The sequence below is a fragment of the Streptomyces sp. NPDC001222 genome (genome assembly GCF_042896945.1).
Classification (GTDB): Bacteria; Actinomycetota; Actinomycetes; order Streptomycetales; family Streptomycetaceae; genus Streptomyces; species Streptomyces gibsoniae.
The window spans coordinates 100209-113830 of the sequence record NZ_JBIAXT010000021.1; the positions used below are offsets into that span (position 1 = coordinate 100209).

Annotated in this window: 12 protein-coding genes; 9 read left to right on the forward strand and 3 right to left on the reverse strand. The window is 71.7% G+C overall.

All coding sequences use genetic code 11. The features are described from left to right. Positions 1-5 precede the first annotated feature (5 nt). Both ACFY2Z_RS26005 and hutI read left to right on the forward strand, forming a co-directional pair. Positions 6-1331 carry a formimidoylglutamate deiminase gene (locus tag ACFY2Z_RS26005; protein ID WP_390746552.1) on the forward strand — a complete coding sequence of 442 codons (1326 nt, stop codon included), beginning with the start codon at positions 6-8 and terminating at the stop codon, positions 1329-1331. Positions 1332-1366: 35 nt separating this feature from the next. Beyond that, on the forward strand, positions 1367-2542 hold the full coding sequence (gene hutI / locus ACFY2Z_RS26010; RefSeq protein WP_390746505.1) for an imidazolonepropionase: 1176 nt from the start codon (positions 1367-1369) through the stop codon (positions 2540-2542). 3 nt (positions 2543-2545) lie between these two features. On the opposite strand, the gene ACFY2Z_RS26015 is transcribed toward hutI, so the two are convergent. Then, positions 2546-4096, reverse strand: coding sequence for an RICIN domain-containing protein (locus ACFY2Z_RS26015; protein WP_390746506.1), 1551 nt, complete (start codon positions 4094-4096; stop codon positions 2546-2548). Positions 4097-4287: 191 nt separating this feature from the next. Beyond that, positions 4288-5214, reverse strand: a complete 927-nt coding sequence (locus ACFY2Z_RS26020; RefSeq protein ID WP_390746507.1) for an RNA polymerase sigma factor SigF — start codon at positions 5212-5214, stop codon at positions 4288-4290. Between the two features lie 250 nt (positions 5215-5464). On the opposite strand from ACFY2Z_RS26020, the gene ACFY2Z_RS26025 reads away from it, so the two are divergent. The 5 genes from ACFY2Z_RS26025 to ACFY2Z_RS26045 all read left to right on the forward strand — a co-directional run bounded on the left by ACFY2Z_RS26025 (position 5465) and on the right by ACFY2Z_RS26045 (position 9221). After that, positions 5465-5833: an STAS domain-containing protein gene (locus ACFY2Z_RS26025; RefSeq protein WP_311700371.1), complete on the forward strand. Its 369-nt coding sequence runs from the start codon at positions 5465-5467 to the stop codon at positions 5831-5833. A 253-nt stretch (positions 5834-6086) separates the two neighbouring features. After that, positions 6087-6629 (forward strand): ATP-binding protein, encoded by a 543-nt coding sequence (locus ACFY2Z_RS26030; RefSeq protein WP_390746508.1) that lies wholly within the window; start codon positions 6087-6089, stop codon positions 6627-6629. 191 nt (positions 6630-6820) lie between these two features. Then, complete coding sequence (locus tag ACFY2Z_RS26035) at positions 6821-7501, forward strand: LPXTG cell wall anchor domain-containing protein (protein WP_390746509.1); 681 nt, start codon at positions 6821-6823, stop codon at positions 7499-7501. Between the two features lie 110 nt (positions 7502-7611). Beyond that, positions 7612-8643 carry a hypothetical protein gene (locus ACFY2Z_RS26040; RefSeq protein WP_390746510.1) on the forward strand — a complete coding sequence of 344 codons (1032 nt, stop codon included), beginning with the start codon at positions 7612-7614 and terminating at the stop codon, positions 8641-8643. A 218-nt stretch (positions 8644-8861) separates the two neighbouring features. After that, a complete protein-coding gene (locus ACFY2Z_RS26045) occupies positions 8862-9221 on the forward strand; it encodes a hypothetical protein (RefSeq protein ID WP_390746511.1) in 360 nt (119 codons plus the stop codon). Positions 9222-9323: 102 nt separating this feature from the next. Here the strand turns inward: ACFY2Z_RS26045 and ACFY2Z_RS26050 are convergent, their stop codons facing one another. After that, positions 9324-10862 carry a peptide MFS transporter gene (locus ACFY2Z_RS26050; RefSeq protein WP_390746512.1) on the reverse strand — a complete coding sequence of 513 codons (1539 nt, stop codon included), beginning with the start codon at positions 10860-10862 and terminating at the stop codon, positions 9324-9326. A 573-nt stretch (positions 10863-11435) separates the two neighbouring features. Between ACFY2Z_RS26050 and ACFY2Z_RS26055 the strand changes: the two genes are divergently transcribed. Then, positions 11436-12113 carry a response regulator transcription factor gene (locus tag ACFY2Z_RS26055; RefSeq protein ID WP_390746513.1) on the forward strand — a complete coding sequence of 226 codons (678 nt, stop codon included), beginning with the start codon at positions 11436-11438 and terminating at the stop codon, positions 12111-12113. Positions 12114-12330: 217 nt separating this feature from the next. After that, positions 12331-13608, forward strand: a complete 1278-nt coding sequence (locus ACFY2Z_RS26060; RefSeq protein ID WP_390746514.1) for an ATP-binding protein — start codon at positions 12331-12333, stop codon at positions 13606-13608. The last annotated feature ends 14 nt before the right edge of the window (positions 13609-13622 follow it).

The following is a 13622-nucleotide window of genomic DNA, read 5'->3' on the forward strand; positions in this document are numbered from 1 at the left end:
CGCAGATGTACTGGCTGGAGCACGCCTGGCTCGACCCCGCCGTCGAGCCGGGCGTCGCCCTGGAGGTCGCCGACGGCCGTATCGCCTCGGTCCGCAGGGGCGTCGCCACCCCGCCGCCCGGTGCCGAGATCCTGCGCGGACTCACCCTGCCCGGGCTCGCCAACGCCCACTCGCACGCCTTCCACCGCGCCCTGCGTTCCACGGTCCAGGTCGGCTCCGGCACCTTCTGGACCTGGCGGGAGGCGATGTACGCGTTCGCCGACCGGCTCACCCCCGAGACGTACCACGCGCTCGCCCGCGCGGTGTACGCGGAGATGGCGCTGGCCGGGATCACCGCCGTCGGCGAGTTCCACTACGTCCACCACGCCCCCGACGGCACTCCGTACGCCGACCCCAACGCCATGGGCGAGGCCCTCATCGACGCCGCCGCCGAGGCCGGCATCCGCATCACCCTCCTCGACACCGCCTATCTGTCCTCCGGCTTCGGACAGGCGCCCGACGCCCACCAGCGCCGCTTCTCCGACGGCACCGCCGAGGCCTGGGCCGAACGCTGTTCAGTTCTCAAGGAACGGGAGCACGCGCGCATCGGCGCGGCCATCCACTCCGTACGGGCCGTGCCCGCCGACCAGTTGGCGACCGTGGCGCGGTGGGCCGAGGAGCGGCGGGCCCCGCTGCATGTCCACCTGTCCGAGCAGACGGCGGAGAACGACGCCTGCCGGCAGGCCCACGGCCGCACCCCGACCCGCCTCCTCGCCGACCACGGCGTCCTCGGGCCGCGCACCACCGGCGTCCACAACACCCATCTCACGGACGAGGACATCCGGCTGATCGGCTCCACCTCCACCGGCACCTGTATGTGCCCGACCACCGAACGGGACCTCGCGGACGGCATCGGCCCGGCCGTGGCCCTGCAGGCGGCCGGCTCCCCGCTCTCGCTGGGCTCCGACAGCCATGCCGTCATCGACCTGTTCGAGGAGGCGCGCGCCATGGAGCTCGACGAGCGGCTGCGCACCCGCACCCGCGGCCACTGGACGGCGGCGGCGCTGCTGCGGGCCGCCTCCGCCGACGGGCATGCCGCGCTCGGCTGGCCGGACGCGGGCATCCTGGAGGCCGGAGCGCCCGCCGACTTCACGACGATCACGCTCGACTCGGTCAGGACCGCGGGACCGCTGCCGCGGCTGGGCGCCGAGACGGCCGTATTCGCCGCGACGGCCGCGGATGTGCGCCATACGGTCGTGGGCGGACGCCATGTCGTCCGCGACGGGGCGCACACCCGCGTACCGGACGTGCCGCGGGCGCTGGCGGACGCCGTCGAAGCCCTGCGCGCCTGACGCCCCCCACCGGCCCGGCCACCCACGAGGAACCCATGAGCAGCAGCACGGTCATCACCAACATCGCCAGCCTGGTCACCAACGACCCCTCCTTCGGCGACACCTCTCCTCTCGGACTGATCCGGGACGCGGCCGTCGTCGTCGACGGCGACCGCGTCGCGTGGATCGGTGAGTCAAGCAAAGCACCGGCCACTGACAACCGGGTCGACGCCGGCGGCCGGGCGGTGATCCCGGGCTTCGTGGACTCCCACTCGCACCTCGTCTTCGCGGGCGACCGCACCGAGGAGTTCAACGCCCGTATGTCGGGCCGCGGCTACTCGGCGGGCGGCATCCGCACGACCGTCGCGGCGACCCGCGCCGCGACGGACGCGGAGCTGGAGGCGGGCCTCGTCCGCTACCTCGCCGAGGCCCTCCGCCAGGGCACCACCACCTTCGAGACGAAGTCCGGCTACGGCCTCACCGTCCAGGACGAGGCGCGCGCCCTGCGCATCGCCTCCGCGCACACGGACGAGGTCACCTACCTCGGCGCGCACATCGTCTCCCCGGACTACGCCGACGACCCCGCCGCCTACGTGGCCCTGGTCACCGGCGAGATGCTCGACGCCTGCGCCCCCCACGCCCGGTGGATCGACGTGTTCTGCGAGAAGGGCGCCTTCGACGGCGACCAGGCCCGCGCGATCCTCACCGCGGGCAAGGCGAAGGGCCTGCATCCGCGCATCCACGCCAACCAGCTGTCCTACGGCCCCGGTGTGCAGCTCGCCGTCGAACTCGACGCGGCCAGCGCCGACCACTGCACCCATCTCACGGACGCCGACGTGGACGCGCTGGCCGGCAGCCGCACGGTCGCCACGCTGCTGCCGGGCGCCGAGTTCTCCACCCGGGCGCAGTGGCCCGACGCCCGCCGGCTGCTCGACGCGGGTGTCACGGTGGCTCTGTCCACGGACTGCAACCCGGGGTCGTCCTTCACGTCCTCCGTGCCGTTCTGCGTCGCGCTGGCCGTCCGGGACATGGGGATGACGCCGGACGAGGCCCTCTGGTCGGCGACGGCGGGCGGAGCGCAGGCCCTGCGGCGTACGGACATCGGCCGGCTCACCCCGGGTGCGTACGCGGACCTGGCGCTCCTCGAGGCCCCGAGCCATGTCCATCTGGCCTACCGGCCGGGCGTACCGCTCGTCACCGGTGTGTGGCGGCGCGGCGTCCGGGTGGTCTGACCGTCAGGTCGCGCCCGCCCGCCACCGCTGGTCCGCGTCCCCGGTCAGCGGCGACAGCGACAGGCCGTAGTCGTCGGCGGTGAGGGCGGTGTCGTAGTCGATGGCCGGGCTGATCACACCGTTGTCGTCCACGCTGAACTTGAGGTTCCGGCCGTTGCGGCCGTAGACCGAGTCGCACTCCCAGATCCCGAGGCCGTTGTCCACCGAGCCGCGGCTGTCCAGGCAGTAATCGGGGTCGGCGGACGACTGCAGGACCTCGCGGTCGGAGTCGACGCGCCAGCGCTGGCTGGGGGAGGACGTGCAGGGCACGATGACCACGTCCGTGCCGTCGGCGAAGTCCCCGGCGACCTCCAGGCACAGGCCCGAGGCGACGTTCACCACCTGCGCGAAGGTGCCGTTCGGCGCGTGTGTCGGAACGGGGCGCGGGGTCGGCTTGGGGGTCGGCTTCGGATGTGCCGTCCTCGACGGTGTGGGACTCGGGGCCGGGGAGGGGGACGCGGAGGACCGGGAGGGCTTCGGCTTCGGCGGGGGCGCCGAGACCGTCGCCGTCACCGTGACCGGCGGCGGCCCCACGGGTGCGGCGGTCGCGGCGGTCTGGACGGAGTGCCGCTGCGGCGCGTTGCCGGACGCGACCAGGAACAGGAGCAGCGGGACGAGGGCCACGCCGAGGCCCGCCGAGGCCAGGGCCAGCCGGCGGGAGTGCGGCCAGGCGGCCGTGGCCGCCCGGGGCCCGGCCGGGGGATCGGTCTCGCGGCGGGTGACATAGGCCGCGCCGCCCCAGGGCAGCAGGCCCTCCGCGAGTGCCGTGCGCGGCTGGTCGCGCAGGGCGGACAGCTCCTCGAACGCGGCCGTGCAGTGCGGACAGTGCGCCATGTGGGCGTGCAGATCGCTGCTGTGGCGCGGGTTGTCCGGCCGTACGGACTCCTCGATCAGGCGGCGGAAGTCCGCGCAGTGCGGGTCGGGGGAGGCGGCCAGCCGGGATCGGAGGGACGCCTGGCCGAGAGCCGCCAGCGCCTGCGGGATGCCGTGGTCGACGTCCTCGCGGGTCAGGCCGAGGAGGACCGCCGTGCGGTCCGCGGGCTCCCGCTCCACGACCCCGTACCAGAGGAGCCCTTGGGAGCGCGACGGCAGGAACTGGTACGCGGCCAGCATCGGCGGGACGGGGCCGTCGCCTCCCGTCGGTCCGAGGGCCACCAGGAAGGCGGGGTCGAGACCGCCCGCCCGCTCGTCGCGGGCCCAGGCGGCGGCCAGCCGCGCGGTCAGCAGCAGGAGCTGGTGCCTGAGCGGGACACCGGGGTCGCTGCCGCGTGCCGTCGCCCGGGCCGCGAGGGTGAACGCCTGCGCGGCGAGCTGCCGTGCCGACGACTCGCTCGTCGTGCACAGACGGGCGTACCGGAGCACGGACGGCCGATGCCGCGCGCGCACCTCCTGCAGTGCGGTATAGACGTCGGGCGTCTTGGCCTGCAGCAACTCGGTGAGCTGCCCGTCGGACGCGTCCGCGTGCACCCCGCCTGTGGCCTCGACGTCGTCGTCGGTCCCGTCGGCCCGGGCCATCCACCTGCCTCCTCGCGCCCTGGCGGCCATCCGCCGTGTTGCTGACGAACCAGCCAGTTTGGTGGGTGACATAGTGGTGGAAGAGCACTCCTGTGGAAAGGGGTGTCCCGGGGTAACTCAAGGTGTGCTGCCGGGGCCGCCCTGCGGCAACCCCCCTCCTCATGGGCGGGGTTGCCGCAGAGCGGCCTCGTTCACTCCTCGACCGTGAGTCCCTTGCGCAGCCGTACCAGCGTCCGGGACAGCAGGCGCGAGACATGCATCTGCGAGATGCCCAGCTCCTCGCCGATCTCCGACTGCGTCATGTTGGCCACGAAGCGCAGCGACAGGATCTGCCGGTCCCGGGGCGGCAGTTCGGCGATCAGCGGCTTCAACGACTCGACGTACTCGATGCCTTCGAGTTCGTGGTCCTCGTATCCGATACGGTCCGCGAGCGCGCCCTCGGACTCGTCCTCCTCCGGCTGTGCGTCCAGGGAACTCGCCGTGTAGGCGTTGGAGGCGGCCATGCCCTCGACGACCTCGTCCCTCGACAGGCCGAGGCGCTCCGCCAGTTCCGTCGCGGTGGGCGCGCGGTCGAGCTGCTGGGCGAGTTCGTCGCCCGCCTTCGCCAGATCCAGGCGGAGTTCCTGGAGCCGTCGTGGGACGCGCACGGACCACGAGGTGTCACGGAAGAAGCGCTTGATCTCGCCGATGATCGTCGGCATCGCGAAGGTGGGGAACTCCACCCCGCGGCTGAGCTCGAAACGGTCGATGGCCTTGATCAGACCGATCGTGCCGACCTGGATGATGTCCTCCATCGGCTCGCTGCGGGAGCGGAAGCGGGAGGCGGCGAACTTGACCAGGGCCAGGTTGAGCTCGACGAGGGTGTTGCGGACGTAGGAGTACTCGTGCGTGCCTTCCTCGAGCGACTCCAGCCGCTCGAAGAGCGTCTTGGACAGGGCCCGCGCGTCCACGGCCCCCACCTCGTCGTACGGGGGGATCTCCGGGAGATCGACCGGACCGCGCTGTGTGGGGATGCGGTCGTGGTGTGCCGTGGCGGTCGTGGGGTAATCGTCCGGTCGTACCGGAGAGGGTGCCGACGTCGCCCTCTGGGTCTGCGACGCGTCGAGCCGGGGTGACATGAATGTCCTCCATCGTTCTCGGCGTATGGCCGCCGATGCCTGTACGTGCACTGCGGTGTGCGGCGCCTCCGAAGCCGGCCGTGTCGTACGGGTGTCTCTACTAGCCCTACCCGCTTTCATCGGCCGTCCGCAAGTGCGTTTCATTAGGAAATGTCCGTTTTAGTGGGGTTGTTCGGGTGTCGGGAAGCGCAAGGAAGGCGTAGTGTTCGAGGGCGTCCATCAACAGCGACGACGTCGGGAGAGACACGGCATGGACCGCGGGACGGTCGGCAGCGCACAGTCGGGCCGGCTTCTGGTCGAGGTGCGACAAGAAGGCACGAGTGCCGTCGTGACTCCGGCGGGTGAGCTGGATCACCACACCGCCGACTTGTTGCGCGAACCGCTCGAGAACTGCCTCGGGAAGGGTTTCGCGCGCTTGGTCGTGGACTGCTCACGACTGGAGTTCTGCGACTCCACCGGGCTGAACGTACTGCTCGCCGCCCGGCTGAAGGCCGAGGCCGCGGGCGGTGGGATCCATCTGGCCGGGATGCAGCCCGTGGTGGCCCGCGTGTTCGAGATCACTGGGGCGGATGCCGTCTTCACTGTTCATGACACGTTGGACGCGGCCCTGTCCGAGTAGCGCGGGGTGCGCGCCCGCGCCCTGGGACGCCCCTGTGTGACCGGTGCGTTACAGGTGTCACAGGTCCCGGCCGAATCCGTGGGTGTTCCGGCGGTCCGGTCGGGCAGGAGACATGCTGAGCATGCCGGCGGCCCGGTGCGGGGTCGCAGGGAGAGTCCCCGCGCGCAGCTTGAGTGACAACCGGCGGCAACGCCGTACATCCCTGTACTGAGACTTCAATCGTGAACTGGTGAATCGGTGAGGTGAAGCGCTGATGAGCACCACCCGGCCCTGCTCGCCGGGCGACCGCGGACCTGAGCCCGGCGGCGCTTCCGGTATGCCCGCGCAGGAGCCGCCCGCCGAGGACGCCGCGTCCGGCGTGCCCGGCGAGGGGGCGCCGGACCGCGCCCCGCAGGCCCGCAGGCTGAGTTTCGAGGGCCAGAGCGGCGTCGTACCGCTCGCCCGCGACTTCACCCGCCAGGCGCTGTACGCATGGGGCTGGCTGCCCGCCGCCACCGCCGACCGGCGGGCCGCCGCCGAGGATGTGCTGCTCGTCGTCTCCGAACTCGTCACCAACGCGTGTCTGCACGCCGAGGGCCCGCAGGAGCTGCGGATCGCCTGCGACAACAAGGTGCTGCGCGTCGAGGTCGCCGACCACGGACCGGGACAGCCCGCCCCGCGCACCCCGCACCGCGCCGGGCGCCCCGGCGGCCACGGGATGTTCATCGTGCAGCGGCTCTGTCTGGACTGGGGGGTCGTGCGCACGCCCGGCCTGGCGGGCAAGACCGTGTGGGCGGAGCTGGGCGCCCCCGCCTGACCCCGCCTCAGGTGCGCACCGCCGGTGCGAGCCCTCTCCGTACGGCACGAGCACCTCACTCGGACAGCACAGGCACCTCACTCGATACGCGCCGGATCACCACAGATCCGGCGCGCACTGTGTCTTCCCTCCACAAGGTGCCGGGCGTACCTTGACGGCCCATCTGATGTGCCGTCAGGAATGAGGGGATCGTGTCGTACCCCAAGCGAACCGCCGCCCTCGCGTCCGCCGCGGCCCTGGCCGGCTCGGCGGTGCTGCTGGCCGCGCCGGCGGCCCGGGCCGATGTCGTCGACGTCAACTACCGCTGTCAGACGCCGATCGGCGTCAAGACCGCCGTGTCGCCCATCGACATCAAGGGCGTCAGAAGCGGGAACGGCTACAAGATCACCATGTCCTGGCAGAAGGGCGTCTCCTCCAGCCCGGTCGAACTGGGCAAGGGCGCGATGAACCCGAGCGCCACCATCGTGCTGGGCGGTGCCGACAGCGGCACCATGACGGTGACCGGCCCCGCCAACCAGGCGGCGATCCCCGCGAACACCCCCATCAAGGTCAACGACCTCAGCGGCGCCTACACACCGAAGAAGGCCGGCAAGGTCACCTTCACCGCGGGCGTGCTGACCATCAAGGCGCTCGGCACGACCACCACCTGCTCGCCGACCAACAGTCCGGGCGCGTCCCTGCGCCTGGACGTCACCGCGGCGGGCGGCGGGTCCTCCGGCTCCGCCCCGAGCGGCACGGACCCGGGCGGGCAGCTCCCGCGGACGGGCCCCGACGACTCCGTCATCGCCCTCGGCACCCTCGGCGGCACGGTCCTGCTGGCCGGCGCGGCCGGGGCGCTGTGGCTGACCCGCCGTCAGACGGCCCGCCACTGATCGCATCGGCCCAGGGGCACGGTCGTACGACGTCGAGGGCGCCGCCGTCCGCCGGAACCGGAGCCGGTGGAACTGTCGTGCAGCAAGGTCGAGTTGACGGGAGCGGTGAGGTGAAGCGGAGAGTCTCGGCGCTGACGGCGCTGCTCGCGCTCGCTCCGGCGGCCCTGGCGGCGCCCGCCCTGGCCGCCGCCGGACCGGCCGTCGGCCTGTCCGCCTCCCAGGGCGGAGCGGGCGGTTCGATCACCGTGACCGGCAGCGGCTGGCGGCCCGAGGCCCTGCTCACGATCCTGATCTGCGGACAGTCGGTGCCCTCCCGCGGGGTGACCGGAGGCACCGGCTCCTGCGCCAACGCCGACGGACGGGCCGTCACCACCGACGCACGGGGGACGTTCCGCCGGAGGCTCCCGGTCGCCGAACCGCCCGTGCCCTGTCCCTGCGTGGTGCACGTCGCCACGGTCACCGGGGCCGCGGCGGACGCCGACGCGGCCCTCGAGGTCGCCGGGCACGCGGTGGAGCCACTGCCCCCCGAGTCCGTCTCCGGACGCCTCTCGGTGCTGACGGACACGCGGCTCGACGGCACCGACGGCCTGCTGACCCGGTTCGGTGCGCCGGCGTCCCGCACGCTCGTTTTCACCGTCGGCAACGTCGGCCCGTCGCCGGTGAAGGACCCGGTCTTCCGGGTCGGCACCTCCCACGGGGTGTTCGCCCCGCAGTGGGACGAGCAGCAGTGGCAGGGCACCCTCGCGCCCGGCGGTCGGGCGCGCATCGCGCTGCCGGTGGAGCTGCCGGCGGGCGCCCACGGTGACTACACGGTCTCCCTGGAGTACGGCGGAAGAGTCCTCGCCGAGCAGCCGTGGGGCGTGGGCCGCCCCTGGGGCGTCACCGTCTTCTGGATCCTGGCCTGTGCGGTCGTGCCGACCGCCGTCTTCCGGCTGGGCGTGGCCGTCGTGGACCGGGTCCGGCCGCGCGGACCGGAGGGACGGCGGGCCCGCCGGCCCGGTCCACGCCTGCCGGGGCTCATCCGGCGCCCGCCGGGGCCGCGCCTCTCCCGGCCCGGCCTCGCAACCCGCACCGCCGCGGCACTGCCCTGGTTCACCCCGGACACGGACCGGGGGAGCGCGACGGAGGCGGACGCCCCGTAGCCGGGCTGGACAGCGTCGGTCCCTTCGCATTCAAGGGGGAGCAGGCCCCGGCCCCTCAAATCTTGCTCAGAATGCGGCTTCTGGTTTGCTTTCATGATCAAACACGCCATAGCGTCCCTCCTCGTCGCGCCGGCACGTGCGCGAAGTCATCGCATGCCGAGCAACCGCACAGGTGGGCGGATCCGCCCAAGTCCGTTGCCCGGCAGGGAGAGGAACAGATGATCTGGGGGAAGAGGGCCGCGACGGGGGCGTTCGCGGCTGTCCTCATGACCACGGGGGCGGGCCTGGCCGCGGCGGCACCGGCGGAGGCGGCAGGCGCGAAGTACAAGTGCTCGGCCGAGGTCCATCTGGACCTCGGCCGCCCCAAGGCAACGTCGAAGTGCACGAGGTCGGGATCGGGCAAGAAGGTCTCCCGGCACCGCGTCGTGCTCGTCTGCGATGTCATCCGGGGCCGGGGCAACCCGCACGAGATCCCGTGGACGGTGTTCGGTCCGTGGAAGAAGCCGGGCGAGAAGTCGACGGTGATGTGCGGCTTCAGCAGCTTCACCCGGTCGTGGAAGGTCGAGACGAAGGCCTGACCGACCGTCCTGATCGTGGCCTGACGATCAGACCGGTCGTCACACACGGAACGGGCCGCCGCACCCAGGGTGCGGCGGCCCGTTCCGTGTGTCCGGGGAACGTCAGTGGACGTCACCCATCAGGGACTTGACCTTCCGGCGGTACAGGTAGACCGCGACGCCCGCGAGGGCGGCCAGGACGGCCTCCACGGCCACGGCTCCCTTGCCGCTGAGGTCCACACCGGCCACGGCCGGGTTGGACAGCAGACTGGTCACTGAGTCGCCCGCGGTGACCGCGAGGAACCAGACGCCCATCATCTGGCTGGCGTACTTGGCCGGCGCCATCTTCGTCGTCACCGACAGGCCGACCGGGGAGATGCACAGCTCGCCGACGGTCTGGATCAGGTAGATGCCCACCAGCCACATCGGGCTGACCAGGGTGCCGTTGGTGGCCATGCCCAGCGGCAGCAGGAAGAAGAAGAACGAGACACCGATGAAGAACAGGCCGACCGCGAACTTCGTGACGGTGCTCGGCTCCTTGCTCTTCCGGTTCAGCCAGACCCAGAACCAGGCGAAGACCGGGGCCAGGGCCATGATGAACACCGGGTTCAGCGACTGGTACCAGGAGGACGGGAAGTCGAAGCCCAGCAGCGAGCCGGAGGCCTTGGTCTCACCGAAGGCCTGGACCGTGGAGCCGCCCTGGTCGTAGATCATCCAGAAGACGGCGGCCGCGATGAAGAACCAGATGTAGCCGGTCATCTTCGACTGCTCGACGTCCGACAGCTCCTTGTCCCGCTTGATGCGCAGCAGCACACCGGCCGGGATGATCAGACCGATGACGGTGAGCGGGATCATCGCCCAGTTCAGGGTGAAGTGGCCGGTGCCGCCGACGATGCCGTAGAAGACGGCCGCGATGGCCAGCCAGAGCAGACCCTTGCGCAGCCAGGAGGCGCGCTCCGCGGCGTCCAGCGGCTTGGGGACGACACTGCTCTGCGGGCTCAGGGTTCGGGTGCCGACGAGGAAGGCCACGAGGCCGATCGCCATACCCACGGCGGCCAGACCGAAGCCCAGGTGCCAGCTCACCTGCTGACCGACGGTGCCGATGATCAGCGGCGCGAAGAAGGCACCCATGTTGATGCCCATGTAGAAGATCGTGAAGCCACCGTCACGGCGCGGGTCGTCCGGACCCTTGTAGAGGTGACCGACCATGGTGGAGATGTTGGCCTTCAGCAGACCGGAGCCGAGCGCGACCAGGGCCAGACCGGCGAAGAAGGATGCCTGGCCGCCGGGCAGCGCCAGCACCACATGGCCGGACATGATCGTGATCGCGGCGATGGTCACCGTCTTGCGCGGCCCCCAGACGCGGTCGCCGAGCCAGCCACCGGGCATGGCGAGCAGGTACACCATCGACAGGTAGACGGAGTAGATCGCAGTCGTGGTGGCCAGGTCCATGCCGAGGCCACCGCCCATGCTGCCCTTCTTGGCGTCAGGGCCGCCGGAGAGCAGATAGACGACGAGCAGAGCCCTCATCCCGTAGAAGCTGAAGCGCTCCCACATCTCGGTCATGAAGAGGGTGGCCAGTCCGCGGGGGTGGCCGAAGAAGGTCTTCTCGGACCCGGGTGTGCCCGGGTGGACCGAGTCCTTCGTCAGGCTGGACGCCATGGTCGTTCCTTGCTGGTCGGGGCGCGCTGCCGTGGGGGTCCCTCACACTCGGGCGGAGCCGAGAGTTCAAGGGGCATGCGCACCCGGTATGGGCGGCCGGCACCGGCAGGACCGGTCGCCCACCCCACGCCCACGGGGTGTCCACTCCGGATCACGGAGCAGCGGACGACGGTCACCGGGATCCACACCCTGAGCGCGTGCATGCGCCCGGGGCCCGGCCCTAGGTCATTCCTTCCAAGACTGGTGAGAACCAGCCCGCACGACAAAAAAGACCTTCAGCGTCGAGTGCCCGCCAAAGGTCCCTGATGGTGCTAGAGGCGTTTCGGTCACCTTACGACATGACAGTGCCGGATATGGAAGGACTTGAGACCGGGATCACAGGCGATATCGGAACCCGGGAGGTTCATTCGAAGGTCTCTGCCAGGATGACACCTCGAAGCCGCAGGCACGAATGCGCTGCGTAACCGAGGTGGGGGACGCCGGATGATGCCAGCCGAAGGTAAGAACGCCCGTGCGCCGGTCACACCCGCGATCACACCTTTGCTCAGGTCGCGGGCGGACTACCATCACCCCATGACCCGTGTACTGCTCGCCGAGGACGACGCGTCCATCTCGGAGCCGCTGGCCCGTGCCCTCCGCCGGGAGGGATACGAGGTCGAAGTGCGCGAGGACGGACCCACCGCGCTCGACGCCGGAATGCAGGGCGGCGTCGACCTGGTCGTGCTGGACCTCGGACTGCCCGGCATGGACGGCCTGGAGGTGGCCCGCCGGCTGCGCGCCGAGGGCCACACCGTCCCCATCCTCATCCTGACCGCACGGGCCGACGAGGTGGACACCGTCGTCGGTCTCGACGCGGGCGCCGACGACTATGTCACCAAGCCCTTCCGGCTCGCCGAACTGCTGGCCCGCGTGCGGGCCCTGCTGCGGCGCGGAGCCACCGAGCCCGCGCAGCCGCCCGCCACGCACGGGGTGCGCATCGACGTCGAGTCCCACCGCGCGTGGATGGGCGAAGAGGAGCTGCAGCTCACGGCGAAGGAGTTCGACCTGCTGCGGGTCCTGGTCCGGGACGCGGGCCGGGTCGTCACGCGCGATCAGCTGATGCGGGAGGTCTGGGACACCACGTGGTGGTCGTCCACCAAGACCCTCGACATGCACATCTCCTGGCTGCGTAAGAAGCTGGGCGACGACGCGGCGAACCCGCGGTACATCGCCACGGTGCGGGGAGTGGGCTTCCGCTTCGAGAAGAACTAGTGCCCTGACAGGGGCACTGGGAGCTGCCGCCGGGCACGGCCGGAACGGCGGGACGCGGCGCGCGTGGCTACGCGCGTCACCCCGCCACGGCCGCGCCCACGACGGCCGAGCCGTACGACGGCACGGCTCGCTGCCCGTCGAAGGCCGCCGCCCCTCGCGGGGTGCCGGCGTGTCCGGGGCACACTGGTCGTCGTAAAGCCATCGCCCGGAGGGCCCCGTGCGTCGTCGTCTCATCCAGTCCACCCTCGCCGTCGTCCTCGTCGTGATCGCCGTCTTCGGGGTCTCCCTCGTGATCGTCGAGACCCGGACGATCAGCAACAGCGCTCAGGAACGCGTCGACTCCGAGGCGCTGCGGCTCGCGAGCATCGTGGACAGCCGGCTCCTCGGCCACGAGAAGGTCAACCGCGAGGTCTTCGAGGCCCAGGTCACCGGGGATCGCTACGCGCTCATCGACATCCCCGGCCAGGCTCCCATCCAGATCGGCGCCAAACCGGCCGGTGACGTCATCCACGCCACGGCCGAGGGCGAGCGGGGCGAGAGCGTACGGGTCGAGGAGCCCCGCTCCGCCGTGACCCGCGAGGTCGGCCGCACACTGCTGATCATCGCGCTGGTGGCGCTGCTCGCGATCATCGCCGCGGTCCTGCTCGCCGTGCGCCAGGCCAACCGCCTCGCCTCGCCGCTCACCGACCTCGCGGAGACCGCGGAGCGCCTCGGCTCCGGCGATCCCCGCCCGCGCCACAAGCGGTACGGCGTCCCCGAGCTGGACCGGGTCGCCGATGTCCTCGACGCCTCCGCCGAGCGGATCGGGCGCATGCTGACGGCCGAGCGGCGGCTCGCCGCCGACGCCTCCCACCAGCTGCGCACGCCGCTCACCGCCCTGTCGATGCGGCTGGAGGAGATCACCCTCACGGATGACCCCGACACCGTCAAGGAGGAGGCGACCATCGCGCTGACGCAGGTGGAGCGGCTCACGGACGTGGTGGAACGGCTGCTCACGAACGCCCGCGACCCGCGCACCGGCTCCGCGGTCTCCTTCGACCTGGACGAGGTCATCCAGCAGCAGCTCGCCGAGTGGCGCCCCGCCTACCGCAGCGCGGGACGGGCGATCGTCAGCTCGGGCAAGCGGCATCTGCGGGCCGTGGGCACACCGGGCGCGGTCGCGCAGGTGCTGGCGGCCCTGATCGAGAACTCCCTCATGCACGGCGGCGGCACGGTGGCGCTGCGCACCCGTGTCACCGGCAACCAGGCGGTCGTGGAGGTCACCGACGAGGGGCCGGGCGTCCCGCCGGAGCTGGGGTCCCGCATCTTCGAGCGCACGATCAGCGGCCGCAACTCCACGGGCATCGGCCTCGCGGTGGCCCGGGACCTCGCGGAGGCCGACGGCGGCCGGCTGGAGATGCTCCAGACCAAGCCTCCGGTCTTCGGCCTGTTCCTGTCCCGCACCCCGCTCAGGATGCCCCCGCCGGACGACGAACCGGAGCCGACGGTCAGGTGAGCCGGGAGGTCCGA